At 71.5% G+C, this 25,633-nt stretch carries 22 protein-coding genes and 1 pseudogene; 14 read left to right on the top strand and 9 right to left on the bottom strand.

What is annotated here, in order from left to right; translation table 11 throughout:
- Nucleotides 1-206: 206 nt before the first annotated feature.
- Both ACWGR4_RS45805 and ACWGR4_RS45810 read right to left on the bottom strand, forming a co-directional pair.
- Entirely contained in the window at nucleotides 207-2,654 is a 2,448-nt protein-coding gene (locus ACWGR4_RS45805; RefSeq protein ID WP_452131273.1) for a SpoIIE family protein phosphatase, read from the bottom strand.
- A gap of 56 nt (nucleotides 2,655-2,710) precedes the next feature.
- On the bottom strand, nucleotides 2,711-6,736 hold the full coding sequence (locus ACWGR4_RS45810; protein WP_452131272.1) for a HAMP domain-containing protein: 4,026 nt from the start codon (nucleotides 6,734-6,736) through the stop codon (nucleotides 2,711-2,713).
- Nucleotides 6,737-7,140: 404 nt separating this feature from the next.
- Here ACWGR4_RS45810 and ACWGR4_RS45815 point away from each other — a divergent pair, with 404 nt between their 5' ends.
- The 3 genes from ACWGR4_RS45815 to ACWGR4_RS45825 are packed head-to-tail and all read left to right on the top strand — an operon-like array spanning nucleotide 7,141 to nucleotide 10,339.
- The gene (locus tag ACWGR4_RS45815; protein WP_452131275.1) at nucleotides 7,141-8,769 is read left to right on the top strand and encodes a SpoIIE family protein phosphatase; all 1,629 of its coding nucleotides are present in this window, start codon (nucleotides 7,141-7,143) and stop codon (nucleotides 8,767-8,769) included.
- On the top strand, nucleotides 8,769-9,929 hold the full coding sequence (locus ACWGR4_RS45820) for a cobalamin B12-binding domain-containing protein (protein WP_452131271.1): 1,161 nt from the start codon (nucleotides 8,769-8,771) through the stop codon (nucleotides 9,927-9,929). The genes ACWGR4_RS45815 and ACWGR4_RS45820 overlap by 1 nt, the downstream gene beginning before the upstream one ends.
- Nucleotides 9,926-10,339 carry an STAS domain-containing protein gene (locus ACWGR4_RS45825; protein WP_380006600.1) on the top strand — a complete coding sequence of 138 codons (414 nt, stop codon included), beginning with the start codon at nucleotides 9,926-9,928 and terminating at the stop codon, nucleotides 10,337-10,339. The genes ACWGR4_RS45820 and ACWGR4_RS45825 overlap by 4 nt, the downstream gene beginning before the upstream one ends.
- A 345-nt stretch (nucleotides 10,340-10,684) precedes the next feature.
- On the opposite strand, the gene ACWGR4_RS45830 is transcribed toward ACWGR4_RS45825, so the two are convergent.
- Nucleotides 10,685-11,134, bottom strand: coding sequence for a MarR family winged helix-turn-helix transcriptional regulator (locus ACWGR4_RS45830; RefSeq protein WP_380006597.1), 450 nt, complete (start codon nucleotides 11,132-11,134; stop codon nucleotides 10,685-10,687).
- 213 nt (nucleotides 11,135-11,347) lie between these two features.
- On the opposite strand from ACWGR4_RS45830, the gene ACWGR4_RS45835 reads away from it, so the two are divergent.
- The 3 genes from ACWGR4_RS45835 to ACWGR4_RS45845 all read left to right on the top strand — a co-directional run bounded on the left by ACWGR4_RS45835 (nucleotide 11,348) and on the right by ACWGR4_RS45845 (nucleotide 14,301).
- Nucleotides 11,348-12,595 carry a PP2C family protein-serine/threonine phosphatase gene (locus tag ACWGR4_RS45835; RefSeq protein ID WP_452131270.1) on the top strand — a complete coding sequence of 416 codons (1,248 nt, stop codon included), beginning with the start codon at nucleotides 11,348-11,350 and terminating at the stop codon, nucleotides 12,593-12,595.
- Between the two features lie 159 nt (nucleotides 12,596-12,754).
- Nucleotides 12,755-13,540: a MerR family transcriptional regulator gene (locus tag ACWGR4_RS45840; protein ID WP_452131269.1), complete on the top strand. Its 786-nt coding sequence runs from the start codon at nucleotides 12,755-12,757 to the stop codon at nucleotides 13,538-13,540.
- Nucleotides 13,540-14,301: a hypothetical protein gene (locus ACWGR4_RS45845; protein WP_452131268.1), complete on the top strand. Its 762-nt coding sequence runs from the start codon at nucleotides 13,540-13,542 to the stop codon at nucleotides 14,299-14,301. The genes ACWGR4_RS45840 and ACWGR4_RS45845 overlap by 1 nt, the downstream gene beginning before the upstream one ends.
- Nucleotides 14,302-14,304: 3 nt before the next feature.
- Here ACWGR4_RS45845 and ACWGR4_RS45850 read toward each other — a convergent pair whose 3' ends face one another.
- From ACWGR4_RS45850 to ACWGR4_RS45865, 4 genes are all read right to left on the bottom strand, one after another.
- Nucleotides 14,305-14,910 (bottom strand): hypothetical protein, encoded by a 606-nt coding sequence (locus ACWGR4_RS45850; protein WP_452131267.1) that lies wholly within the window; start codon nucleotides 14,908-14,910, stop codon nucleotides 14,305-14,307.
- An 83-nt stretch (nucleotides 14,911-14,993) separates the two neighbouring features.
- Nucleotides 14,994-15,998 carry a 4-hydroxy-2-oxovalerate aldolase gene (dmpG, locus tag ACWGR4_RS45855; protein WP_452131266.1) on the bottom strand — a complete coding sequence of 335 codons (1,005 nt, stop codon included), beginning with the start codon at nucleotides 15,996-15,998 and terminating at the stop codon, nucleotides 14,994-14,996.
- Nucleotides 15,995-16,996, bottom strand: a complete 1,002-nt coding sequence (locus tag ACWGR4_RS45860) for an acetaldehyde dehydrogenase (acetylating) (protein WP_380006577.1) — start codon at nucleotides 16,994-16,996, stop codon at nucleotides 15,995-15,997. Before ACWGR4_RS45860 ends, dmpG begins: the two co-directional genes overlap by 4 nt.
- Nucleotides 16,993-17,817, bottom strand: a complete 825-nt coding sequence (locus ACWGR4_RS45865; protein ID WP_452131265.1) for a 2-keto-4-pentenoate hydratase — start codon at nucleotides 17,815-17,817, stop codon at nucleotides 16,993-16,995. Before ACWGR4_RS45865 ends, ACWGR4_RS45860 begins: the two co-directional genes overlap by 4 nt.
- A gap of 69 nt (nucleotides 17,818-17,886) precedes the next feature.
- On the opposite strand from ACWGR4_RS45865, the gene ACWGR4_RS45870 reads away from it, so the two are divergent.
- From ACWGR4_RS45870 to ACWGR4_RS45905, 8 genes and pseudogenes are all read left to right on the top strand, one after another.
- Nucleotides 17,887-18,672, top strand: a complete 786-nt coding sequence (locus ACWGR4_RS45870; RefSeq protein WP_452131264.1) for an IclR family transcriptional regulator — start codon at nucleotides 17,887-17,889, stop codon at nucleotides 18,670-18,672.
- A gap of 208 nt (nucleotides 18,673-18,880) precedes the next feature.
- Nucleotides 18,881-19,081, top strand: a pseudogene (locus ACWGR4_RS45875) (fumarylacetoacetate hydrolase family protein); the annotation flags it as partial.
- Complete coding sequence (locus ACWGR4_RS45880) at nucleotides 19,078-19,455, top strand: maleylpyruvate isomerase N-terminal domain-containing protein (RefSeq protein ID WP_452131263.1); 378 nt, start codon at nucleotides 19,078-19,080, stop codon at nucleotides 19,453-19,455. The pseudogene ACWGR4_RS45875 and the gene ACWGR4_RS45880, both read left to right, overlap by 4 nt.
- Entirely contained in the window at nucleotides 19,449-20,255 is an 807-nt protein-coding gene (locus tag ACWGR4_RS45885) for an FAD-dependent monooxygenase (RefSeq protein WP_452131262.1), read from the top strand. The genes ACWGR4_RS45880 and ACWGR4_RS45885 overlap by 7 nt, the downstream gene beginning before the upstream one ends.
- Nucleotides 20,256-20,486: 231 nt before the next feature.
- The gene (locus ACWGR4_RS45890) at nucleotides 20,487-21,113 is read left to right on the top strand and encodes an AbiTii domain-containing protein (RefSeq protein ID WP_452131261.1); all 627 of its coding nucleotides are present in this window, start codon (nucleotides 20,487-20,489) and stop codon (nucleotides 21,111-21,113) included.
- Nucleotides 21,114-21,194: 81 nt separating this feature from the next.
- Nucleotides 21,195-22,106 (top strand): RNA polymerase sigma-70 factor, encoded by a 912-nt coding sequence (locus ACWGR4_RS45895; protein ID WP_452131260.1) that lies wholly within the window; start codon nucleotides 21,195-21,197, stop codon nucleotides 22,104-22,106.
- 67 nt (nucleotides 22,107-22,173) lie between these two features.
- Nucleotides 22,174-22,950, top strand: a complete 777-nt coding sequence (locus ACWGR4_RS45900; protein ID WP_452131259.1) for an SDR family oxidoreductase — start codon at nucleotides 22,174-22,176, stop codon at nucleotides 22,948-22,950.
- A 153-nt stretch (nucleotides 22,951-23,103) separates the two neighbouring features.
- Nucleotides 23,104-23,772: a nitroreductase/quinone reductase family protein gene (locus tag ACWGR4_RS45905; protein ID WP_452131258.1), complete on the top strand. Its 669-nt coding sequence runs from the start codon at nucleotides 23,104-23,106 to the stop codon at nucleotides 23,770-23,772.
- Between the two features lie 31 nt (nucleotides 23,773-23,803).
- Here ACWGR4_RS45905 and ACWGR4_RS45910 read toward each other — a convergent pair whose 3' ends face one another.
- Nucleotides 23,804-24,676: an ROK family protein gene (locus tag ACWGR4_RS45910; RefSeq protein ID WP_452131257.1), complete on the bottom strand. Its 873-nt coding sequence runs from the start codon at nucleotides 24,674-24,676 to the stop codon at nucleotides 23,804-23,806.
- Between the two features lie 100 nt (nucleotides 24,677-24,776).
- A complete protein-coding gene (locus ACWGR4_RS45915) occupies nucleotides 24,777-25,520 on the bottom strand; it encodes a GntR family transcriptional regulator (RefSeq protein WP_452131256.1) in 744 nt (247 codons plus the stop codon).
- Between the last annotated feature and the right edge of the window lie 113 nt (nucleotides 25,521-25,633).

A 25,633-nucleotide genomic window follows, 5' to 3' on the forward strand; every position in this document is an offset into this window, starting at 1 on the left:
ACCCCGATTTATCGGGGTCGACCCACACCCCACCCTTTTCCTATGCATCCGAGGTGGCACTCGCCCGTCGGAAAACCCGAAAACACCACCGCGGTCCGAAATGAAAACCACCTCTCCGGGTAGGAGTGAACCAAGCCGGGACGGCCGTGAAGAATGCGGGAGTCATTCGCACCTCCACACGACCGCCCCGGCCCCCACGCGTCGGGTCAGGTGATCTGGATGCCCACCACGCACGTGTCGTCGTCGGTGTCCGCCCGGCTGTGGGTGAGGAGTCGGTCGAGGCGTTCGTCCAGGGTGGCGGTGATGGCGCGTGCGGTGGCCAGGAGTTGGTCGAGGGAACTTTCGAGGCAGTGGTCGCGGCGTTCGATCAGGCCGTCGGTGTAGAGCAGGAGTGTGTCGCCCAGGGCGAGGTGGATCTCGTCCTCGGCGTAGCCGGCCTCGGCGAAGGCGCCGAGGAGGGGACCGTCGAGCAGGGACAGGCGTTGCGTCGTGTCGTCGCGGATCCATACGGGCGGCAGGTGGCCGGCACGGGCCCAGCGCATCGTGCGCGTGCCCGGGTCGTACAGGGCGCACACGACGGTGGCGGTGACGTGGTCGGTCAGATGGTGCGTCACGGTGTTGAGCCAGGTGAGCAGTTGCGCGGGGCCGGCGCCGGTGATGGCCAGGCCGCGTAGGGCGTTGCGCAGCACGATCATGCTGGTCGCGGCGTGGATGCCGTGTCCGGCGACGTCGCCGACGCACAGCAGGATCTTCTTCGACGGCAGGACGAGGGCGTCGTACCAGTCGCCGCCGACGGCGGTGTCGGATTCGGCGGGGCGGTAGCGCACGGCCACCTGGAGACCTTCGACGTTCAGCGGGGTGGGCGTGGGCGGCATGATCGCGTGCTGGAGCTGCCGGGCGAGGCGGTTTTGTTCGCCCACCTGTTGTTCGCTGTGCGCAAGGCGGTCGCGGGTCGCGGCAAGGGCGACCTCGGTCCAGTGTTGGGCGGAGACGTCCTGGTAGGCGCCGCGGATGGCCAGCAGGCGGTCGTCGGAGTCCAGGACCGGTTCGGCGACGATCCGGATGCGTCGGGTGACACCGTCGGTGCGTTCCAGCCGGAAGGACACGGTGGCGGGGCGGCGGCGGTGTACCAGAGTGCGCAGGAATCGGGCGAGCGCCGCGGCGTCGTCGGGGTGTGCGTGGTTCGGCAGGTCGACCAGAGCCACGGGGATGGCGGTGGTCGGCAGGCCGTGCAGCGCGAACAGGGAGTCGTTCCAGGTGACGGCGCCGGTGACGAGGTCTTCCTCGAAGCCGCCGATCCGGCCCAGTCGTTGGGCGTGTTGGAGCAGCCGGGCCAGGCGGGCCGCCTCGTGTTCGATGCGCCAGACGAGCAGGATGGCGTTGGCGTGGCGGCTGACGGCGACGTCGGCGATCGCGTCGAGGCGGACGTCGTCGACGAGGGCGGTGAGCGTGACGCTTTCGGCGCGGTAGGACTCGCCGGTGGCATGGACACGCTCGACGATGTCGTACAGCCCGCCGGGGGTCGCGGCGAGGGGGTATGCCTCCAGGAGCAGGGCGCCGTGGATCAGATTGGCCGGGCGTCCGGCGGGGTCGAGGAAGCGCGCGTTGACGTGGTGCACCCGGAAGTCGACGAGTTGCCGGTGCTCGTCCACGTGCGGCACGAGCACCAGGGCGGGGTCGTGGAGGCAGTCGGCGATCTCGACGAGGTCGACCGTGGCGGGGTGTGTGACGGTGGGGTCGCCGGGGACCGGGTGGATTTCGAGGGTGTGCGCGCACAGTTCGGCCAGTGCCTCGATCTGGCGGCGCAGGCGCGGGGGTTGTTCGGGTAGCGGATTCGGCCAGCAGATCTCCAGGATGCCGTGGATCCGGCCGCCGGTGCCCGCCGGGGCGGCGGCTCGGGCGCCGGTGAGGTCGTGTCGGCCGATGGAGGGTGTTCCGGTCCGGGACAGGTCGGAGGTCCAGGTCCAGTCGAGATCGGCGAGTGCCTGGCGGGCGAAGGTCGCCACTCCGGGTGGGACGTGTCGCCAGCGGGTGGCCTCGTGGTCGGTGAATCCGGCGCTGCCCGCGAGGGTGAGGGAGGCGTCGGGGGCGATGGCCCATACGGCAACGGCGGTGGCGCCCAGGGGCGCGAGGGCGTGTTCGAGGAGGGATCGGGCCACGGCCTGGGTGTCGTCGGCGGCACAGGCGCCGCTTTCCGCGGTACGCAGACGCATGCTCACGGTCTTGCCGTCGGGGGGTGCGGCGGGGGCGGCGGTTTCGGTGACGAAGTCGCAGGCGGCTTCGGTGAGGCGGTCCGCGGCGGTGCGGTCGAGGATGTCGGCGGCGAGTTCCATCACGCTCACGCCCGCGTGGTCGGCCAGGGTGGCGAGTTGTCGGGCGGCTTCGGTGGGGCTGCAGTGCAGGCGTTCGATGAGGATGCCCTTGGCCGTCTCGATCAGGGCACGACCATCCGCTTGGGCGTGTGCGGCGCGGATCTCGTGGCGCAGGCGTTCGACGGTCGCCGCGAGGCGGCCCACGGCGGAGGTGTGGTCCGGGGCGCTCTCGCCGCGCGGTGGTACGGCGGCGGTCTCGTTCCCGGTGACGGTGTACGGGCCCGTCGGGTCGTCGCCGTCCGGCCGATGGGATGTCTCGGGTGGGGGTGCGGTATTGCTCACGATGGGTTCACTCCCGAAGGCGAGGACGTCGGGCGGGGTCGACCGGCGGGGTGCTCTCAGGAGGGGAGCAGGTGGCGGCGGAGGACTGCGAGCAGGTGGTCGGTGTCGACGGGTTTGGTGACGTAGTCGCTGGCCCCGGCGGCCAGGCTCTTGTCGCGATCGCCCGGCATGGCCTTGGCGGTGACGGCGATGATCGGCAGGTCGGTGTAGCGGGGCATGCGGCGGATTTCGGCGGTGGCGGCGTAGCCATCCATCTCGGGCATCATCACGTCCATCAGGACCAGGTCGACCTCGGGGTGCTCGACGAGGGTGGTGATGCCCTCGCGGCCGTTCTCGGCGTGGAGAACGTTGACGGCGTGAAGTTCGAGGATGCTGCTGAGGGCGTACAGGTTACGGGTGTCGTCGTCGACGATCAGGACGGTGCGGTCGGCGAGGGCGGCGTCGAGGGTGGGTGCCGCGTGGTGGGTGCGTTCGGTGGCGTGGACCAGGGGCAGCACGTCACCGGGCTGTTCGGCGGACAGGTGCAGGGTGATGCGTTCGCGGAGTTCGTCCAGGCCCGCGAGCAGTTCCAGGGGTTTGGTGTCGGCGCGGGTCTGCAGGGCGCGGGTCTGTTCCCGGGGCAGGCGACGGGTGTTGTGGGCCAGGACGGGCACGTTCGCGGAGGCGCTGTCCGCGTCGAGGGCGTCCAGGAGGGTCAGTGCCTGGCCGTCGGGCATGTCCAGGTCGAGGACGACGCAGTGACAGGGTGCGGCGGCGAGGGTGGTGGCGGCTTCCTGGGCGTCCACGACGGTCAGGACGTCGACGCCCGGCCCGCCGGCACCGTCGTGTCCGCCGGTCGCGATGTCGGCCACGGCGCTTTGCGTGACCAGGCTCAACAAACCCTGTGGCCGTTCCTCCAGCACGAGTACGCGCCGCCGGGCGGGTGGCGCGGCGGGTTCGAGGGAGCGCGGCCGCGGATCGGCGTCGGTACCGGAGGCGTCGAGGCTCGGGGGGTGTGTGACGAACGCCGGGCCGACGGCGTCGGTGGCGGCGGCGGTGTGTACCGCGGGCAGGTACAGGGTGAAGACGCTGCCCTGTCCGGGGGTGCTGTCGGCGGTGATGGCGCCGCCGAGCAGGTTGGCGATCTCGCGGCTGATCGACAGTCCGAGGCCGGTTCCCCCGTATTTGCGGCTGGTGGTGCCGTCGGCCTGTTGGAACGCGCCGAAGATCGTCTCGAGTTGGTGCTCGGCGATGCCCACCCCGGTGTCGCGCACGCGGAAGGCCACGACCGCGTCACCGCGCGGTACGCCGGCGGGGACCTCGTGCTCGGTGGCCGGTTCGATGCGCAGCTCGATGTGGCCGCGGTCGGTGAACTTGACCGCGTTCGACAGCAGGTTGCGCAGGATCTGCCGCAGGCGTGAGTCGTCGGTGAGCAGGTCGGCCGGTACTCCGGGGCCGATGGTGATGTCGAAGGTCAGACTCTTTTGGGTGGTCATCGGCCGGAACGTCGCCTCGACGTAGTCGAGGAGTCGGCGTAGCGATACTCGTTCGGTGTGTACGTCCATCTTGCCGGCCTCGACCTTGGACAAATCGAGGACGTCGTTGATCAGTTGCAGCAGGTCGGAACCGGCGGAGTGGATGATGCCGGCGTATTCGACCTGTTTGGGGCTGAGGTTGCGGGTGGGGTTCTGGGCGAGGAGTTGGGCGAGGATGAGCAGGCTGTTGAGGGGTGTGCGCAGTTCGTGGCTCATGTTCGCCAGGAACTCCGACTTGTACTTCGAGGCGAGGGTCAACTGGCGGGCGCGGTCCTCGAGTTCCTGCCGGGCCTGTTCGATCTGGAGGTTCTTGGCCTCGATGTCGCGGTTCTGCGTCGCGAGAAGCGCGGCCTTTTCCTCCAGTTCCTCGTTGGAGTGCTGGAGTTCCTCCTGCTGGTGCTGCAGTTCCTCGGAGCGCACACTCAATTCGCCGGCCAGGCGCTGGGATTCGGCCAGGAGTTCGTCGGTGCGCGCGTTGGCGACGATGGTGTTGACGTTGACGCCGACGTTTTCCATCAGCTGGTCGAGGAAGTCGCGATGCGCGGGGGTGAACGCGGTGATCGACGCGAGCTCGATGACGCCGAGCACCTGGTCCTCGACCACGATCGGCAACACGATCAGCGCGGTGGGCGCGGCGCGACCGAGTCCGGAGGAGACCACGTAGTCGGTGGGGACGTCGTCGACGGCGATGGTGCGCCGACTGCGGGCGGCCTGGCCCACCAGGGTGCGCCCGGGCGGGATGTGCGTGGCGTGGCCGTCGTCCGCACCGAGCCCGTACGAGCCGATCAGGCGCAGCCCCGTTCCGGTCGCGCCGTCCTCGGCGAGGTAGAAGGCACCGTACTGGGCGCCGACCAGGGGGGTGAGTTCGTCCATCACGAGTTCGGCGACGACGGCCAGGTCGCGGTGGCCCTGCATGAGCGCGGACACGCGGGCGAGGTTGGACTTGAGCCAGTCCTGTTCCTCGTTGGCGCGGGTGGTCTCGCGCAGCGAGCCGACCATCGCGTTGATGTTGTCCTTGAGTTCGGCGACCTCGCCGGAGGCGTCGACGGTGATCGAGCGGGTCAGGTCGCCCTCGGCGACGGCGCTGGCGACCTCGGCGATGGCGCGGACCTGGCGGGTGAGGTTGCCGGCGAGTTCGTTGACGTTCTCGGTCAGGCGTTTCCAGGTGCCCGAGACGCCCTCGACCTCGGCCTGTCCGCCGAGTCGTCCCTCGCTGCCGACTTCGCGCGCCACCCGGGTGACCTCGGCGGCGAAGGAGGAGAGTTGGTCGACCATGGTGTTGATGGTGGTCTTGAGCTCCAGGATTTCGCCGCGCGCGTCCACGTCGATCTTCTTCGACAGGTCGCCGTTGGCCACCGCGGTGGTGACCAGGGCGATGTTGCGGACCTGGCCGGTGAGGTTGTTGGCCATCGAGTTGACGTTGTCGGTCAGGTCCTTCCAGGTCCCGGCGACGTTGGGCACGCGGGCCTGACCGCCGAGGATGCCCTCGGTGCCGACCTCGCGGGCGACCCTGGTGACCTCGTCGGCGAACGCGGACAGGGTGTCGACCATGGTGTTGATCACCTCGGCGAGGGCCGCCACCTCGCCCTTGGCCTCGACGGTGATCTTGCGGGAGAGGTCGCCACGCGCCACGGCGGTGGCGACCTGGGCGATGGAACGCACCTGGCCGGTGAGGTTGGACGCCATCACGTTGACGTTGTCGGTGAGGTCCTTCCAGGTGCCGGACGCGCCACGCACGGTCGCCTGCCCGCCGAGGTTGCCCTCGGTGCCGACCTCGCGGGCGACGCGGGTGACCTCGTCGGCGAACGCGGAGAGCTGGTCGACCATCGTGTTGATGGTCTCCTTCAACTCCAGGATCTCGCCGCGCGCGTCCACCCGGATCTTCTGCGACAGGTCGCCCTGCGCGACGGCGGTGGTCACCTGGGCGATGGAGCGCACCTGCGCGGTCAGGTTCTCCGCCATCACGTTGACGGACTCGGTGAGGTCCTTCCACGTACCGGAGACGCCCTTGACGTCGGCCTGTCCGCCCAGGCGCCCGTCGGTACCCACCTCCCGGGCGACGCGGGTGACCTCGTCGGCGAACGCCGAGAGCTGGTCGACCATCGTGTTGATGGTCTCCTTCAACTCCAGGATCTCGCCGCGCGCGTCCACCCGGACCTTCTGGGACAGGTCGCCGCGCGCCACCGCCGTGGCGACCTGGGCGATGGACCGTACCTGGGACGTGAGGTTGCCGGCCATGAAGTTCACCGAGTCGGTCAGATCGGCCCACGTCCCGGACACGCCCGGCACGAGCGCCTGACCACCGAGGGTGCCCTCCGACCCGACCTCGCGTGCCACCCGGGTGACCTCGGAGGTGAACAGCGCCAGCTGGTCGACCATGCCGTTGAACACCCCGGCGATCTCCCCGAGCAGGCCGTCGCCGTCGTCGGGCAGTCGGCCGCCGAAGTCGCCGTCGCGTACGGCGGTCAAACCGGCCAGCAGGCGGCGCAGTTCGGCGTTGCCCACGACGTCCGTCTCGTGCCGCGTCCGCGCGGGAGGCACAAGCCCGGTGTCCGCGTCATCGGTCATGTGATCCGCCCTCGCCTCGGTCGCCGGCCTCCGGGAATTCGCCCCTATTCTGCGGAACCCCCGCACACCCTTGCCACGCGCTCACCCGACGACACGCGGTCGGCAAATCCGACGAACACGGCCACGTGATCCCGGACACGCCGGCATCGGCCTTTCCGGTGATGGTCGACCTCCTCGACGCCGGGGCAGGCCCGACAGAGCGGCACTTATGCGGCTTGGATGAAAAATTGCCCGTTTTACTCCTGGTGTTGCGTATGGCTGGAGCATAGGACACGGTTGCACGAAGACAACTGTTGTCCAGCGACAGAGAGGTGGTGGGGTTCGCGCGATGCGTTCCCCGGCTTGTGATCCGTACTTCGGGTACACCCAAGACTCCGCACGATGGTGACGTTCACGTCGCCTCGATATGGGACAGCGCCCCCTGCCCCGTTCTCGTCGTCGACCCCGGCGGGGACGTCATCGGATCCAACGAAGGAGCGCGCCGGCTGTTCGCGCACGCCGAGGAGGTCGGCGAAGATCTGACCTCGGGCGGCCTGCCGCACTGGCTCGCGCGGGCACACCACCGCCACCTGCAGTCGGCCACAACGCCGCGGGAGGCGGTGTCGGGCGCCGTGGTGGGTCGGACATTCGCGGCGCATCCCTCGCGGATCGAGAACGGGGATGTGGTGTGGTGGCTCGTGGAGGACACCGATCTCCGTCGAGCCGAGCAGGCACTGCGCAACGAGCGTGAACGGGCAGAGCTGTTGGCGGACATCTCCGGCGCGCTGCTGTCGTCGCTGAACCTCGAACGATGCGCGGAGGTGACGGCGCGGATGGCTGCGGATCACCTGGCCGACGCCGCGGTCGTCATCGTCCCGGCCCAGGGTCGCCGGCACGCGCTGACCTACGCGCAGGCCGGCGCCGGCATCACGCGTACGGTGGCGTCGATCGATCCGCGTACGGTTCCCGGACTGGCGGAGGCGTTGCAGGGTTTCCCACCGGTGCCGACTCGGTGGATCGACCCGGAGGGCATTCCCGACTGGAGCGTGCCGCCCGGTTTCGCCGGTCCGATCGGCTCGGTGATCGTCACCCCGCTGCCCGGACACGGAGTGCCGGCCGGGGTGCTGATCCTGCTGCGCGCGAGCACGCACCGGGCGTTCACGGACGGCGAGGAGGTGTTCGCGCGGCTGTTCGCCGCACGGGCCGGCGCCGCTCTGTCCGCGGCACGGCTGTACGCGGAGCAGGCCTCGATCACGACCACGCTGCTGCGCGAGTTGCTACCGCCGCGCCTGGAGCGGGTGCACGGCGTGGAGTACGCCGGCGTCTATCGGGCCTCGCAGGACCACGAGCGGGTCGGCGGTGACTTCTATGACGTCCATCCCGGTGCGGACGCGTCCCGGGAGACGTTCGTCGTACTGGGCGACGTGGCGGGCAAGGGCCTGGAGGCCGCCGTCCTGACCGGAAAGATCCGCAGTGTCCTGCACGCGCTGGTGCCGCTGTCCGGTGATCACCAGCGGATCCTCGTCCTGCTCAACGACGCGTTGATGAACTCCCACCACACCCGGTTCGCGACCCTGGTGCTGGCCTCGGTGCGGCGCAGCGCGGGGCAGGTGTTGTTGCGGCTGACCAGCGCCGGACATCTGCCGCCGCTGATCGTCCGCGCCGACGGGCGGGTGGAGGAGGCCGCGACCGGCGGCACCCTCGTGGGGGCGCTGCCCGACGTCCGGACGCGGAGCGTGGAGGTGGCGCTGGCACCCGGCGAGACCTGCCTGCTGTACACGGACGGGATCACCGAGGCGCGCGGCGGGCCGCTGGGTGACGACTTCTACGGCGAGGAGCGGCTGCGGGAGGCTCTGCGGGAGTGTGCGCGCATGCCGGCGGAGGCCGTGGTCGAGCGGGTACAGATGCTGGCGGCCCAGTGGCTGGGCGGCGGTCGTCACGACGACATGGCCACGCTGGCGATCACCAATCCGGCCGGCGGTGTCGACGGATTCCCTGGCGCGGACGACCGCGAGGACCGCGAGGGCCACGAGCCACGACGGCGGGAACCGTGATGACGAACACCTTGAAGGCGAGCACTGTGAAGACGGGCACTGTCACGACGGGCGCCGTGAAGACGGGCAATGGGAATGCGGACGCCTCGGCCCCGGGCGCACCCGCACCCCGCGATCTCGCGGAGCGACTGTGGACGGCCGTGATCGGCCGGGACGAGCCGGGCGCGATGGCACTGGCCACCGCGGCGGCCGATGCCGGGGCCGACGGTGAGACCCTGCTGCTGGACGTCGTGGCCGCCGTGCAGCGTCGCGTCGGGCTCGAATGGGCGGCGAACCGGATCGGAGTGGCCGAGGAGCACGCGGCCACCGCAATCATCGACCGGGTCATCGCCGTCCTCGCCCACCACCCCGCACCGCCTCCGTCGCCGACACGGGGCAACGTCACGGTCGCGTGTGTGGATGGCGAATGGCATTCCCTGCCCGCCCGGTTGCTGGCCGAGACCCTCACCGGGCGCGGCTGGCGGGTGGACTTCCTCGGCGCCCACACCCCGACTCCGCACCTGATCGCACACGTGCATCAGAGCAACCCGACCGCGGCCCTGCTCTCGGCCTCGCTGCCCACGCACCTGCCCACCGCCCATCAGGCGGTGACCGCCGTGCAGTCGCTGGGCATCCCGGTCATGGTCGGCGGCGCCGCCTTCGGCGCGGACGGCCGCTACGCGCGTCTGTTGGGCGCCGACGCCTGGGCCCCCGACGCGCGAGGCGCCGCGGACCGGCTGGCCCGGGGGATCACCGCCCGGCATGCGGAGCGGCGCCACGAGATCGACGACCTGCCCCATCTGGCCGATCAGGAGTACACGTTCGTCAAGTCCAACCGCACCACCCTGGTGCGGCAGTGCCTGGTCGCCCTCGACGAGCGCGGGCCCGACATGCGCGCGTACAGCGCCGCCCAGCGGGAACGAACCGCCGAGGACCTGGCCCACATCGTGGACTTCCTCACGACGGCCCTCTACGTCGACGAGGCGGACCTGTTCACCTCCTTCGTCGACTGGACCAGGGACATACTCACCGCCCGCCACGTGCCCGCGGCCGGTTTGCGCCTGGGACTGGACATCCTCGCCGAACAACTGCGCGACTTTCCCCGCGCGCTCGGCTTCATCCGCGTCGCGACCGACACCCTGCCCACCGCACCCATCCACTCCGGCCCCGGAACGGCATGAGCTCCCCCACGCCCGTCGAGTTCTCCGTCGACGTTCTGGCCGGCGACACCCGGTCGCTGCATCTGGCCATTCGGGGAGGCCTCGACTACGACACCGGCACCGCGTTCACCGAGCGGGTGAACGCGGCGCTGGACACACATCTGCGGCGGTACGGACCGGCGCTGCGTCATCTGCACCTGGACTGGGCGGCCCTGACCGCCATCGACTGCGGCGGGCTGTCCGTCCTGATCGGCCTGCGCCGCCGCACACACGCCGCCGGGATCGCCCTGCATCTGCACCGTCAACCCGTGCGACTGACCCGCCTGCTCGACATCACCGGCGTCGGCGGATACCTCACCGGGCCCACCGACACGGATGGGCGCGGCTTCGCCGCAAGCGGTGACGAAGGCCGGTCCGCACCCTCCCCCTGATGGTCGGCGGGACGTCGGCACACGACGGCGGATCGTTCACAGCGACCCCGGGATACATGTCCGGCCGCAACATTTGTCATCAGTCAATAATTCGATACGCTTCGCATCGGGACGCCGGGGGCGGGGGCAAAGCCGTCGACGTCAGGGAACAACATCGACGTGACGCGCGCATCGCCGGCTTGCAACCGAGCGCCACCGCTCGTTCATCCGACGAAAGGGGGCGCCGCCATGGGACGTCGACGTCGGCCGACATACGCTCGGCACGTGTCCGGCCCACGTACTTCGCGCTCCCCGCACACGGTGGAGCGGGTACACCGCGCCCGTCACCCGACGCGGCCGATCGCCTCAGGCGGTTCGCGCACGCGAGGAGAGGGAGGACGCATCGCCCGTCGCCTCGTCCATGACGGGCCCGGCGGCGTTGCGCAGGGATTCGAGGCCCTTGAGCAGCATCGCCCGGGACTCGCCCGACATGCGCGCCGTGACGACCGCCAGTTCCTGCTCACGGCGGGCCCGCAGATCCGCCAGGAAGGCGCAGCCCCGCCCACTCAGCCGCAACTGGAGTTCACGGCGGCTGTTGGCACTGGGCAGACGTTCGACGAAACCCACCGCCTGGAGGCGGTCACACAGGCGACTCGTCGAGGAGGGCGTCGACCGCAGACCGTCGGCCAACGTACGCAGGTTGATGCCCTCGTGCCGCTCCAGCAGAAACAGCACGCGCAGCTGTGACGGCGAAACGGGTGCCGTGGACGCACGCCCCAACAACATCTCGAGCAACTCGGCCGCCGCGGTCGCCACGCGCGCCGTCTCGTCCGACTGGTCGTGTCGAGAGAAGGTAACCCCGCTCACCGCCTTACTCCGACGCCCGATACGGCCGCTTCTTCGACGGCCGTGCCGTCACCACAATAGACGCTATAAAGGCGATTGATTCGACAGGCTGTCCGGCCGTTCGCCGAACACGCCATGAGGGTGCCCCGTACCGCATCCGCAGAGAACGGCTGAAGACAAACTGTGAACGTATACGAGGAAGCCGAGCGTGCGCTGCGCACCGCACCCGCGCCCGACCTGCTGGACGCCATCCGCGGCGTACTCGCGCGGCACTGCCGGGCAGGCGCCGTCGACCTGCTGATGGCCGACTACAGCCTGACCGTCCTGCTGTCGGTGTCCGCGCTCGCTGCGGCCACCGAACACCTCTCCATCGACAACAGCCCTCAGGGGCGGGTCTTCGGCGCACAGGAACCCGCACACGAGCAACGCGGAGCGGACACGGTCGTACACCTCCCGGTGACGGTACGCGGCGACCGTCTCGGGGTCCTCTCCGTCACCCTCCCGACCGACGCCTGTTCACCGGCCGTCCGGACCGAACTCGTCGACATCGCCGAGATGCTCGCCCACGCGGTCACCGTCGCCGAACGCGACACCGACCTCTACCTCCGCGCCCGCCGCAAGGACCGGCTGACCCTCGCGGCCGAGATGCAGTGGCAACTCCTGCCCGGTCACGCCTGCCGACGCGAGGAATACGCCATCGGTGCCCAGCTCGAACCCGCCTACGCCGTCCACGGCGACAACTTCGACTGGTCCGCCACCGCCGACCGTCTCACGCTGACGGTGACCGACGGCATGGGCGAGGGCATCGACGCCGCCCTCCTCAGCAACCTCACGATCAACGCCCTGCGCAACGCCCGACGCGCCGGCATCCCGCTCGCCGACCAGGCGGCCCTCGCCGACCAGGCCGTCCATGCCCGGCACCGCGGCGACGCCTACCTGTCCGTCCTGCTGCTGGACTTCGAACTGGCCACCGGACGGGTGCAGGTGATCGACGCCGGTTCCCCACGCCTGCTGCTCCTGCGCGAGGGCACGGTGAGTCCGATCGACTTCGACGCGCAGCTGCCCCTGGGCATGTTCGAGGAGACCGACTACAGGGCGCAGGAATTCCGGGTCCGTCCCGGGGACCGGCTGGTCTTCGTCAGCGACGGTGTCCACGCGGTCGCCTCGCCGGCCGGCGAAGCCTACGGCGATCGCGCGCTGGCTCGGGCGATCAGCGCCACCCGACTGCTGCCGCCCGCCGAGATGCCCCGCGCGGTGCTGCGCGAACTCACCGGCCACCGCGGGCGCCCCATCCCCGACGACGACGCCCTGATCGTCTGCCTGGACTGGTACGGCCGGCCCACGGCACCCGACGGCCCGCCGCCCGACGATGCCGAACGAACCCGTGCCCACGTGTCCCCCATCCGGGCCGCACCGCAGGCTCCGCGCTGACGGCGCGGTGTGGCACCGAGGCCCGCCCGCCGTGCGGTGAGGGACGGCGGGCGGGCTCCGTTCGGCGCGGCGCGCCACAGACGGCCGGTCGACAGCAGATGTCACCCGCGTTCCGCGCGCCCTTGACCTTGACGTAACGTCACGGTTTTCCATGGAGTCATGCGAATCGGCGAGATCGCCGCGCTGGCCGGGGTGTCGACTCGGACCGTGCGGCATTACCACAATCTGGGCATCGTCCCCGAGCCCCCGCGGTTGCCCAACGGGTACCGGGAGTACCGACTGCGTGACGCGTTGCTGCTTGCCCGAGCACGGCGCCTGGCCGACCTCGGACTCCCGCTGGACGAAGTCCGCGCCGTGCTCGACCGGGACCGTGAGCGCGACCTGCGCGACGTTCTCGCCGAACTCGACACGGACCTGGCGCGACAGCAGGAGGCCATCGCCGCACGCCGCGCCCGGCTCGCCGTGCTCCTGGCGGATCCGGACCTGGACCCCGACTCGACGGTGTCCCCGGCCCTGGCCGACGTACTGCGCGAATTCCCCGTGCACGAATCGCATTTCGCCCGACTCGACCGCGAGTTCCTGGCGCTGATCGACACCACGGCCACCCCGGAGCAACGCGAAGCGTTCGCCGACCTGCTGCGGCCGCTGGCCGAGCCCGCCATGGTCGCCCGCGGCGCGGCCCTGACCGCCCGGCTCGATGCGCTGGCCGATGCCGATCCGGACGATCCCCGAGTCGAGCGCCTGGCCCGGGACTTCGCCGACTTCCTTCCGGACGGGCTGACCGATGCCATGCGGGCGACGGAGGCCGCCGCGCCGGAGTCCGCGCCCGCCTCGACCCCGACCCGACGGGACGCGGAATGGCTCGGCGCGATCGCCACCGAACTGTCCGCCGCCCAAACGGAGGTGTTCCGCCGCCTGGTGGCCCTGCTGAGAAGGGAGCCGTGATGCTCCGTCCGGCCCGCTGGATCATGTACGTCGCGATTCCCGCCGCGCTCCTGTCCGCATCGGCCGCGGCCGGACCGATCTACGCCGCGGCCCGGCGGGCGAACGCCGACCGGCGCACCGCGGCCCGGCACACCGTCCGCGAGATCGTCCCCGCGCCGGTACGCCGCGTGGTCTCGTTCGACGCGAAGGGTGTGCAGAGTCTGTGGCTGCTGTGTCTGCGCCGCAAGCACGGCATACCGCCCGACGCGGTGACGGTGCCCTATGCCCGCGAGCCGATGCCCATGATGCTCCTTTGGGTCTTCGTCCTGGCCGTGGACGCCGTCGCCACCGAAGTCGTCCTGCGCGGCGTCGGCGCACCGCCGGTCCTCCGGCGCGCCTTCCTGGTCGTGGACGTCTACTCGATACTCGCCGCCGTCGCCGTGGCCGCCACCTGGGTGACCCGCCCGCATGTCGTCACCCCGGACGAACTCCGGCTGCGTTCGGGCGCGTTCTTCGACCTGCGCATCCCAAGGCACACCGTCGCGTCGGTCCGCCTCATCCGCTGCTTCAACGAATCGTCGGCCATCGCCGTGGCCGGCGACCGACTCGGCGTCTGCGTGGCCTCGCAGACCAACGTCGTCGTCGAACTCGGCGAACCGGTGACATACACCCGCCCGCTCGGCCGCCGGGGTGAAGCACGCACGATCCGGTTCTTCAGCGACACCCCGGAGGCGGCGGTGGCGGCCCTGCGCGACGGCGCCGAGACCGGGATGGCGAGGTGAGACCTACCCCGAGCCCACGGCCGGGAGGGGCGCGGGGGCCTGCCCCGGGGTTTCCGTCTCGGGTTCGGTTCCGATCGCACGTTCGAAGCAGGCGTCGATGTCTTCGACGCGTGTCGTCAGCCAATCGCGCAGACACTCGGCGGCGACCGCCCACGCTCCGACGAGTGCGTCGAACGCCGCGGTGTAGATCTCGACGGTCCTGGCGATGACGTCCTCGTCGTCACCGGCCGCGTCGATCGCCCGGACGATCTCCTCGAGGTATTCGGCGTCCCCTTTTTGCTGTTCCTGCTTCCGGGCCGTCGCGGACTCCCTGTTCCACTCCTCCGCGCACTCCTGGGTGATCCTCCTTTCCCGGAACTCCCGCAGGATCCGCGCGACGTCCTCCCGCCGGCCCTCCAGGGCGCGCATTCCGCACCGTCCGTACGCGTCGGTCGCGGGCCCGAGGTTCGGGGGCAGATCCTCCGGGGGCACGTGGTCCGACGGTTTTGCCCACGCGGGCGCTGTCGGCGCGCCCGGCTCGGCCTCGCCCGCGAACACCGCGTCCAGCCGCTCGCGGTGATGCGCGGCGATTCCGCCACACAGTTCCTTGTAGTCCTGCACGGTGGTCACGGTGTCACCTCACGATTTCCCGGAAGACCCTCCACGACCGGTACCCGCACAACACCCGCGGGCATGCGCGCCGGCGGCACCCGTCAGGCGGACAGGGTCAGCGCGATGTCGACGATCATGTCCTCCTGGCCGCCGACCAGACCTCGCCGGCCGCATTCCATGAGGAGGTCGCGCACATCCACCCCGTAGCGCGCCGAGGCGGCTTCGGCGTGGCGCAGGAAGGACGAGTAGACGCCCGCGTAGCCCAGGGTGAGGGTTTCCCGGTCGACCCGGACGGGGCGGTCCTGGAGCGGGCGAACCAGGTCGTCGGCGGCGTCCTGGAGGGCGAACAGGTCGCAGCCGTGGGCGAAGCCGGAGAGGTCGGCGACCGCGATGAACGCCTCCAGCGGACAGTTTCCGGCGCCCGCGCCGTGCCCGGCCAGCGAGGCGTCCACGCGGAAGCAGCCGTTGTCCACCGCGACCACCGAATTGGCCACCGAGAGCGAAAGGTTCTCGTGCGCGTGCATCCCGATCTCGGTCTCCGGCCGCAACACGTCCCGATACGCACGCACCCGGGCCGCGACGTCGTTCATGGTGAGCCGACCGCCCGAGTCGGTGACGTAGACGCAGTGCGCCCCGTACGACTCCATCAGCCGGGCCTGCTCGGCGAGTACCTCCGGCGGGGCCATGTGCGAGAGCATCAGGAATCCGGAGACGTCCATGCCCAGTTCGCGCGCCGCGGCGATGTGCTGCGCGGAGATGTCGGCCTCGGTGCAGTGCGTGGCGACGCGAACCGAGCGCACCCCCAACTCGTACGCGCGCCGCAGATCGTGGATCGTGCCGACGCCGGGCAGCAGCAGAGTGGTCAGCCGGGCCCGCTCCAGGACGGAGGCGGCGGCCTCGATCCAGGCCCAGTCGCTGTGCGAACCGGGACCGTAGTTGAGCGAACCGCCCGCGAGCCCGTCGCCGTGCGCCACCTCGATGGCGTCCACACCCGCCCGATCGAGGGCGGTGACGATCCGCGCGACGTCCGCGGGGGTGATCCGGTGCCGCACGGCGTGCATGCCGTCCCGCAACGTGACGTCCTGGACGAAAATCGGGGTGCTCACGAGGCGGCCTCCACGTGCCGGCGGGTGGTGCCGCGGTCGTTGTCGGCGTCCGGGCCGGGGGCCGCGTCGCGGGCCGCCATCCGTTCGCCGACGCGGAGCGCGGCCGAGGTCATGATGTCGAGGTTTCCGGCGTAGGCGGGCAGGTAGTGGGCGGCGCCCTCGACCTCCAGGAACACCGAAACCTGGTGGGTGGGCCGGTCCGCGCCGGGGGCGAGCAGGGTCTCCAGCGGTTGGTCGGCGGGGACGGGGGTCACCTGGACCTCCTGCTTGAGCCGGTAGCCGGGCACGTACTCGGCGACCGCGGCGACCATCGCCGCCACCGCCTCCCGGATCCGCTCCACCGAGTCGGGACCGGGCGCGTGCACCAGCGCCAAAACGGTGTCGCGCATGATCAGCGGCGGCTCGGCGGGGTTGAGCACGATGATCGCCTTGCCGCGCCGGGCGCCGCCGACCTCGACGATCGCGGCCGAGGTGGTCTCGGTGAACTCGTCGATGTTGGCGCGGGTGCCCGGTCCGGCGGACTTCGAGGCGATGGACGCGACGATCTCGGCGTACGCGACCGGGGCCACCGCGCCGATCGCCGCGACCACCGGAATGGTGGCCTGCCCACCGCAGGTGACCATGTTGACGTTGTCTGCGTCGAGGTGCTGTTCGAGGTTGACCGCGGGGATGACGTACGGTCCCAGCGCCGCGGGCGTGAGGTCGATCAGCCGCTTGCCGTACGGCCGCAGCCGGGCCGCGTTGTGGGCGTGCGCCTTGGCCGAGGTGGCGTCGAAGACGATCCCGATCTCGTCGAATCCGGGCATCGCGATCAGCCCCTCGACCCCGTCGTGAGTGGTCGGGACGCCGAGCCGGCGGGCGCGGGCCAGGCCGTCGGAGTCGGCGTCGATGCCGACCATCGCACCCATCTCCAGGTGTTCGGCGGTGCGCAGCACCTTGATCATCAAATCGGTGCCGATGTTGCCCGATCCGATGACGGCGACCTTGGTCCTGGTCATGAACCCTCCTCGTCGAAGTCCGGGCCGACGTCGATCGCGACCGTGCCGAGCCCGGTGATGTCGGCGCGGACGCTGTCCCCCGGCGCCACGGGGTACATCGGCCCGAGCGCGCCGGAGAGCACGAGTTGCCCGGCGCGCAGCGGATCGCCGAGGTCGCGGGCCTGCCGGGCCAGCCAGGCCACCGCCTCGATCGGGTCGCCCAGGCAGGCGGCGCCGGTACCGGTGGAGACCACCTCTGCCCCGACCGTCATGCTCATCCGCACCTCGCGCGGCACGAATTCGTCCAGACCCCTGCGCACGGTGCCCAGGACGTACGCGCCCGACGAGGCGTTGTCGGCCACGGTGTCGGCGAAGCGGATGTCCCAGTCACGCACCCGGCTGCCGCAGATCTCCAGGGCCGCGACCGCGTGGTCGATGGCATCGTGCACCTGGGCGAGGTCGAGCGGCCCGTCGGCGAGATCGGCGCCGAGTACGAACGCCACCTCCGCCTCGACGCGCGGTTGCAGCACCGCGCGGTAGGGGACCACGTCCCCGTCGGCGTGGCCCATGTCGTCGAAGAGCACACCGAAGTCGGGCCGGTCGACGCCCAGTTGTCGCTGGACGGCGGTGGAGGTGAGGCCGATCTTGCGGCCGACGACCCGGGCGCCGCGGGCCAGCCGGTGGTCGACGATCCGGCGCTGGACGGCGTACGCCGCGGCCAGGTCGCCCGGACCGATCAGGTCGCGGACCGGCGCGCAGGCGACGCCGGTCGAGGCGGCGTCGAGCAGCCGTTCGGCCGCGGCGCGCACGGCGTCCTCGCCGTGGGGGGAAGTACTGGTCATGGCGGCATCGTCGCGACCCTCGACGATCACCCACAACCAAAGCGTCTCGCTCAGCGATACGCTGGTCGGGTGCCCGACTCCCCCGACCGAACCCCCGACCAAGCCCCCGACCGCAACAGTGTCCTGAGCAAGGCGACCGCTATCCTGGAGGCGTTCACGGTCGACGACCGCACCGTCGCGCTCGCCGAGCTGGTGCGCCGTACGGGCCTGCACAAGGCCACCGTGCACCGGCTCACCGGGGAGCTGGTGGCGCTGCGGCTGCTCGACCGGCTGCCGGGGGGTTACCGGCTCAGCGGCGCCCTGTTCGAGCTGGGCATGCGGGCGTCCGTCGAGCGCGGACTGCTCGAACTGGCCATGCCGTTCCTTCAGGACCTGTACGAACGCACCCACGAGATCGTGCACCTGGGGGTGCGCGAGGGCACGGACGTGGTCTACGTCGCCAAGATCGGCGGGCATCGGCAGGCCCGCAGCCCCTCCCGGGTCGGCGGCCGGATGCCGATGCACTGCACCGCGATCGGCAAGACGCTGCTCGCGCACGGCGACGAGGAACTGCGACGCACGGTGCTCTCCGGTGTGCTGGAGCGGCGTACCCCGCACACGGTGGTCGCGCCCGGGTTGTTGCGCCGCCGGCTGGACGCGGTGCTGGAGAACGGTGTCGCGTTCGAGTACGAGGAGTCCGCGCTCGGTCTGGTGTGCGTGGCCGCGCCCGTCCTGGGCCCGGACGACGAGCCGGTCGCGGCGATCAGCGTGGCCGGGCCCAGCGCCCGTTTCCGCCCCGAGGCGCACGTGGCCGCGCTGCGAGCCGCGGCGACCGCGCTGGGCGGCGTGCTCGCCCGGCGGGACGCGCTGAGCTGACCTGGGACGCGACCGGGCCCGGAGCGGCCCGTCCGGCTCTCGGACGGCCCGCCCCGGGCCCAATTGAGGCATGCTCGGGTACGGCGGCGTGCTCAGGTGTTGCGGACGAAGTCCGTCACCAGTCGGTTGAACTCGTCGGCATGCTCGATCATCCCTCGGGCAGTTCGCCGCGCAGGACGCGGGCGAGCTTCCAGCCCAGGTTGTGGGCCTGTTCGACCCGGTCGCGCCGGTCGAGTACGTCTCCACGGTGATCCGCCTCAACCCGGGCGACGTGATCGCCACCGGCACGCCCGGCGGTGTCGGCCACGCCCGCACCCCGCACCGATACCTGCGCCCGGGTGCGACCGTGGTCGCCGAGATCGACGGCATCGGTCGGCTGGTCAACCGCGTCGTCGCGGACGCCCGGTGAGCGGCGCGCCCGGCGATCCGGCGCACCGGGCGCTGCGCTGGACGGGGATCGGCACCGCCCGGTTCCTCGACGCCTGCACGGCCTTCGACGAGGCCGCGTTCGACGCCCGAACTCCCCTGCCCGGCTGGACGCGTCGACACCTGGTCGCGCACGTGGCGGGCAACGCGGACGCTCTGGGCAACCTGGTGCGGTGGGCCGCCACCGGCGAGCCGACCCCGATGTACGCGTCCGCGGACGAGCGCCGGGCCGGCATCGAACGTGGCGCGACGATGACCGGCGCCGAATTGACGGCCTGGGCGACCCGCTCCGCGACGAGGGTCCGCGGCCCGCGGTCGTCCTGGCGGACGGCCGCGTCGAGGACGCCAACGTGGTGATCGCGGCGGACGGCCTCCACTCGGTCGCCCGCGACCGGTTCGTCGGCGACGCGCCGGTCGGCTCGTCCTACGTGGCCTACCGCGGCGCGGTCCCCATCGACAACGTCCGCGATCACCGGGTGCACGAGAACGCCGTCGTCGTATACGTCGGCCCGCGCTGCCACTTCGTGCAGTACGCCCTGCGCGGCGGGGAGATGTTCAACCGGGTCGCCGTGTTCGAGTCGCCGAAGGCCCTTGCCGGCAGGGACGATTGGGGTACGCCCAACGAACTCGACGAGGCGTTCGCGGACACCACCGAGCAGGTCCGGGCGGGCATCCCCCTGATGTGGCGGGACCGGTGGTGGCGCATGTTCGACCGCGAACCGATCGACACGTGGGTGTTCGACCGGATCGCCCTGCTCGGCGACGCGGCCCATCCGCCGCTGCAATACCTGGCGCAGGGCGCGATCATGGCGCTGGAGGACGGCTGGGTACTGGCGCGGCACGCCGCCCGGAACAGCGCGGCCGACAAAACCGTGGACTGGACCGCCGCCCTCGCCGGCTATCAGGCGGTCCGACCCGGGCACTGCCGCCGCGTGCAGCGCACCGCCCGCACCTGGGGCGAACTCTGGCACCTCGACGACCTCGCCCGCGCACAGCGCAACACCATCCTGCGCGAACGCGACACCTACGACTACACGTTCATCGACTGGCTGTACGGCCCGACGGCACTGGACCCGGACCAGGAGGCCCCGATGTTCACCCCGATCCCGCTCGACTCTCCCGGCTCGCCCGTCGGAACGCGCCCGTCGAACCCTTGACCGGGCGCCGCTTCGACGGAGGATGGGCAACGACAGCCGCGTGATCGGTGCGCCCGGGGCCCGACCGTGTAGTCGACCACCGGTGACGATGGTGAGGGCGGCCCAGGCGAAGCGGGTCCGCAACACGGGCGGCGGCAACGCGGGCGGGACGCGGGCCGGTTCGTATCGAACGCCGCCCGCCGCCACCCCGGCGCCCACGAGTGTCACCGTGAGCACGGAGAATGTCTCCGCATGAAGATGAACCGGCAAGATCCGACTGCACCGACCCACGAAGTCCCCGGCGAGTCTCCTTCGGTCGCGTCCCTGCTGCGTCGGTACGTCACCCCGGGAGACGATGCGGAGTTCGCGCGGGTGTGGACATGGGCCCAACACGAATTGCGGGGATACGACGACGCGCCCCTGAGCGACCTTCCGGCCTACCGCCTCACCGAGACGCTGCCCAAAGGCCTCAGGCTGAACGCCGAGGGAAGGGGGTGGATGACCGTGGGGGAGCCCGTCGACAACTACGGGTTGCCCGAAGCGTGTCGCGCCTGGGTGCCGGAACGGGTACCGCTGCGACACGGGGTCGATGAGATCGAGGGTCTGATCGCCGCCCGTACGTGCTTCGACAACTTTATCGAAGTGTCTCCCCCGCACGCGGAGGAGATCGCCCTGCTGCTCACCGAGCAGGGGCGGCCATCGGGCGGCCCTTTCACCGTCACCGCCGTGTACTGGTACGTCCCGTACGCGGCCCTGAGTACCCTGCTCGACCGCATTCGCGACCAACTATCACGGCTTGTCCAGGACTCGGGAGCCGCCGACGGGCACCAGGAAGCCACCTCGCACAAGGCCCTGTGGGCTCGTCCACCGCGCACATGACCGCAGGCGGCGACCCGCCGACACCGGGCGAGGCGTGGCTCGTTGCAAGGTGCCGGGGGTGCGGCTTGTACGGTGGGTTTCGTGACCGTCGACCCGTTTCCCGACCCGACCGCCGAGTTCGAGGCGCAGCGGGGGCGGCTGTTCGGGATCGCGTATCGGATGTTGGGGTCGGCCGCCGAGGCCGAGGACGCGGTGCAGGATACGTATCTGCGCTGGCACGCGGCCGAGCGGGGACACATCGACGCGCCGGGGGCGTGGTTGGCCAAGGTGCTGACGAATCTGTGCCTCAACCGGCTGACGTCCGCGCGGGCCCGGCGCGAGGAATACGTCGGGCCGTGGTTGCCCGAGCCGGTGCGGACGGACACCGGGGTGCTCGGGCCGTTGGAGACCGCCGAACAGCGGGACGCGGTGTCGATGGCGATGCTCGTGATGCTGGAGCGGTTGTCGCCGCCGGAGCGGGCGGTCGTGGTGCTGCGGGACGCGTTCGGGTACAGCCATCGGGAGATCGCCGAGGTGCTGGACTGGCCGGAGGCCAATTCCCGGCAGACCCACCGGCGGGCCAGGCTGCGCCTCGCGTCCGGGCGACCGCGTTTCGAGGCTCCCGAGGCGGTGCGGTCCGATCTGTTGGCGCGCTTCCTCGCGGCGGCGGCCGAGGGAGCGCTCGACGAACTGGAGGCGCTGCTCGCGGACGATGTCGTGGCGTGGTCCGACGGGGGCGGCAAGGTCACCGCGTCCACGCGCCCGGTCTTCGGTCGGGACAAGGTGGCCCGGTTCCTCCTGGGTCTGATGGCCCGCTTCGCCTCCGGTATGGAGTTCGGCTTCGCCGAGGTCAACGGCGACACGGCGCTGTTGGGCTGGGAGGGCGGAGCGCTCACGACGGCCGCGGTGGTGGAGGTCGGCGCGGAGGGCATAGCGGGCGTGCGGATGGTCCGGAATCCGGAGAAGCTGAAATTTCTCGAGGAACAATGCCGAGAGTTGTCACGTAACGCGTAGCCGTTCGGTTCCTTGCTGACGAGGGCGACGTCGCGGAGGTGCGGCGTCCCCGTGGCGAGGAGGACCGATGAGCGAGAACGTGATCCTGGTGACGGGCGCGACCGGTGTGCTGGGGCGTGAGGTGCTGAACCGGGCACGGCGTGCCGGCGTGCCGGTGCGGGCGATGACCCGCCGCACGGTGCTGCCCGACGATCCGGGGGTGACCTGGGTGACCGCCGACCTGCAGACGGGTACGGGCCTGGACGCGGCGTTCCACGGTGTCACGACGATCATCCACTGCGCGTCGGACACGCGGCGGCCGAAGCACGACATCCCCGGCTGGCGGCACCTGCTGGACGCGGCGCGGCGGGCCGGCGTCGGGCACATCGTGAACATCTCGATCGTCGGCGTCGACCGGATCCCCTACTCCTACTACCGGATCAAGGTCGAGGGTGAGCGGTTGCTGGCCGAGTCGGGCATCCCGTGGACGAACCTGCGCGCGACGCAGTTCCCCGAGTTGCTGCACAAGGCGTTCGGCGTGCTGGCCAAGGCACCCGTCGTCCTCGTCCCGTCGAAGACCGAGTGCCAACCCGTGGACCAGGGTGAAGTGGCCGACCGCCTGGTGGAGTTGGCGCTGGGCACGCCGGCCGGGCGGGTCCCGGACATGGGCGGGCCGCGCGTCTACGAGGCGGCGGACCTGGCCCGTTCCTGGCTGGAGGCGATGGGCAGGCGGCGAAGGGTCGTGCCCGTGCGTATCCCGGGCAAGGCGGGCGCCGGGTTCCGCGCCGGGGGGTTGGTCACGCGGGAGCACGCGGTGGGCGTCCGGACCTGGGAGGAATACCTCACCACCAAGCAGGCCACCTGACCCGGCCCCGGCGCCGCCCTCCCCTCCCCCGGCCCCGGCCCCGACCGCGGGCCGGGGACCGGGGACCGGGGTGCCCGACCTCGGGCCGGCGCACCTCGCCGCATACCACCGCGTCTTTCGGGGTTGTTGCCGGGAGACTTTCGGGCGCGGTTGATGTCGGCGTGGGTGGAGCTGCTGTCGGGTGATCTCGCGGACGCCGGTCTGGGGCGCGAGGAGGCCGAGGCGGAGGCGACGGTCGCGGCGGGGGTCGCCTTCCTGGTGTGGGGCGCGCTGCACGTTCCGGCGGTGCGTCGGGTCCGTGGGACGGCGGCCGACGCTCCCGTCGTCAGCCGCCGCGTGTTGGGGGCGGGGCCGATGACCGTCGCGCCGGCGACGCCCGCTCAGGCGGCGGCGCTCGACGCGGCCGACGCCCGTTGTCGCCGGCTTCGTATGGGCCGCCTGCAACGATGGGTGCTCAACCCGCCGATGCGAGCGCTCGCCTGCTCGGGCGTGCTTGCGCACCACGCGGTGCTGGAGACCACGGGACGGACCACGGGGCGTCGCCGCCGGACGGTGGTGGGCGTACGCCGCGACCTCGACTCGGTGGTGTGGCTGGTCGCGGAGCACGGCTCCCGGGCTGCGTACGTTCGCAACCTGTCGGCGGACCCGAACGTACGGGTACACCTGCGTGGCCGCTGGATCCCCGGCGTCGCGGCGCTGCTGCCCGACGACGATGTACAGGCACGCCTCGGCGCGTTCCCCACACACCATGCTCGGACACTGCGCAGGTTCGCCACGACCCCGGCGACGGTACGTCTCGACCTCACCCGAACGGCGTCCTGAGCCGGCCCCGCCGGCGGCCCCGGACCTGCACTCAGCCGGCCAGCGCCGCGGCGCCCACGAGTCCGGCGTCCGCGCCGAGTGTGGCCGTGAGCAGCGGCGGGGCCGCGGGGCGCGCGGCGGTGTGTTCGGCGTAGGCGCGCTCCATCGCCGCGCGCACCGGTCCGGCGGCGCTGCCCAGCCCACCGCCCACCACGATCGCGGCCGGATCGAGCAGTCGCACCACCGCCGCCAGGACCGTGCCCAACGCGCGGCCGGCGGAGTCCAGCACGGCCGCCGCCCGGGGCCCGCCCGCGGCAAGCACCTCGCGGGTCCCGGCCACCCCGAAACGCTCGCCGATGCCGCGCCCGGAGGCGTAACTCTCCAGGTTGCCCGGCCAGTTCGGGTCCACCGAAGCCGGTACCTCGAACTCGCCGAGCGCGATCGCCTCGCCGCGCGCACCGGTCACGGGCATACCGTCGAGCACGAACGTCGAGGACAGGCCGGTGCCCAGCGAGACGTAGAAGAAGCCGTCCAGCCCACGACCGGCGCCGTGCCGGGCCTCGCCGAGCGCGCCGCAGCGCACGTCCGACCCCACCACGCACGGGACGTCGAGTGCGAGCGCGGACAGCACGTCGAGCGGTTGTTTGTCCCACGCCAACACCTCGCGGCTGGTCAGCAGCCCGTCGGCGGCCACGTATTCGGGGAAACCGGCGCCCAGCCCGGTCACCGTCAGCCCCAGGCGTCGTGCCTGCGCGAGCAGGTCGACCGCCGCCGCCCGGGTGCCGGCGAGCCCGGGATCGCGCAGCCGCCCGGCGGTGACGGTGGGGCGCTCGTCGCGATGCAGGACGGTTCCGTCGGGCGTGACGAGCGCGGCGGCGATCTTGGTGCCGCCCACGTCCAGGGCCGCGGTGACGAAGGTGCTCAAGGGTTCTCCCACGATGGCTTGCTCATCGGTCGTACGCGGCGCGGGCACTCGTATGCCCGCGCGGCCGGGCCCGCCCCGAGCCCACGGGCCCACCGGCCCTCTACTCGGTCCCCCGATGCAGCGTGGCCTCGAATCGATACGCGTCCCCGCGATACACCGCCCGCCCCAGCAACACCGGCGCCTCGCCGCGATCGAAGGTGACCTCCTCGCCGATCAGCACCGGCGAGCCCACGGGCACCCGCAGCAGTTCGGCGGTGGACGCGTCGGCTGCGTCCGCGTGCGCGGTGTACTGGCTGCGCAGGATGTGTACGCCCGTCTCCTCCAGGAGCGCGAACAGCGAACGATTCTCCAGCTCCGCCGTCTCCAGCGCCCGCGCCCGGTCGCGGACGAGCACGGTGGTGTCCAGGCAGACGGGGACGTTGTCCAGGCCGCGCACGCGGGTGATCTCCACCACCTCGGAGGCGGGCGCGACGCGCAACCGCACCGCCTCCTCGTAACTCGCCGGCCGCACCCGCCTGGTCAGCAGCCGCGCGGTGGCGGTGAGTCCGCGGTCCCGCGCGACGTCGGTGAAGCTGCGCAGCAGGCTCGGCGGTTCGCTGACCACGTCGGTGGAGACGTACCACCCGCGTTGGGCGGAGGCGTGCACCCGGCCGTCGCGCTCCAGACCGGCCAGGGCCAGGCGCAGGCTGCTGCGGCTGACCCCCAACCGTTGGGCGAGCGCGCGCTCGCCGGGCAGGCGGCTGCCCGCGGGGAATTCGCGCCGGTCCAACGCCTGGGCCAGTGCCCGGTAGGCGAGTTGCACGGCGGGTCCCGCGGCGGCGGGGAGATCGTCGCTGACTGTCACAGCGCGAGAACATACCAGAAGAACCAGTAGTCAGACCAGATGCGAATCTGGTCCAATCTCTGGACTAACTGGTCTGCCGTAGGTCATGATCCGGGAAGAAGCGACAAGCGGAA

The organism is Embleya sp. NPDC055664 (genome assembly GCF_053618075.1).

Excerpts from the sequence above, each read along its gene's own strand:
- ACWGR4_RS45810 (WP_452131272.1), bottom strand. The coding sequence starts at position 6,736 with ATGACCGATGACGCGGACACCGGGCTTGTGCCTCCCGCGCGGACGCGG.
- ACWGR4_RS45820 (WP_452131271.1), top strand. The coding sequence starts at position 8,769 with ATGACGAACACCTTGAAGGCGAGCACTGTGAAGACGGGCACTGTCACG.
- ACWGR4_RS45825 (WP_380006600.1), top strand. The coding sequence starts at position 9,926 with ATGAGCTCCCCCACGCCCGTCGAGTTCTCCGTCGACGTTCTGGCCGGC.
- ACWGR4_RS45840 (WP_452131269.1), top strand. The coding sequence starts at position 12,755 with ATGCGAATCGGCGAGATCGCCGCGCTGGCCGGGGTGTCGACTCGGACC.
- ACWGR4_RS45845 (WP_452131268.1), top strand. The coding sequence starts at position 13,540 with ATGCTCCGTCCGGCCCGCTGGATCATGTACGTCGCGATTCCCGCCGCG.
- ACWGR4_RS45860 (WP_380006577.1), bottom strand. The coding sequence starts at position 16,996 with ATGACCAGGACCAAGGTCGCCGTCATCGGATCGGGCAACATCGGCACC.
- ACWGR4_RS45865 (WP_452131265.1), bottom strand. The coding sequence starts at position 17,817 with ATGACCAGTACTTCCCCCCACGGCGAGGACGCCGTGCGCGCCGCGGCC.
- ACWGR4_RS45890 (WP_452131261.1), top strand. The coding sequence starts at position 20,487 with ATGAAGATGAACCGGCAAGATCCGACTGCACCGACCCACGAAGTCCCC.
- ACWGR4_RS45900 (WP_452131259.1), top strand. The coding sequence starts at position 22,174 with ATGAGCGAGAACGTGATCCTGGTGACGGGCGCGACCGGTGTGCTGGGG.
- ACWGR4_RS45905 (WP_452131258.1), top strand. The coding sequence starts at position 23,104 with ATGTCGGCGTGGGTGGAGCTGCTGTCGGGTGATCTCGCGGACGCCGGT.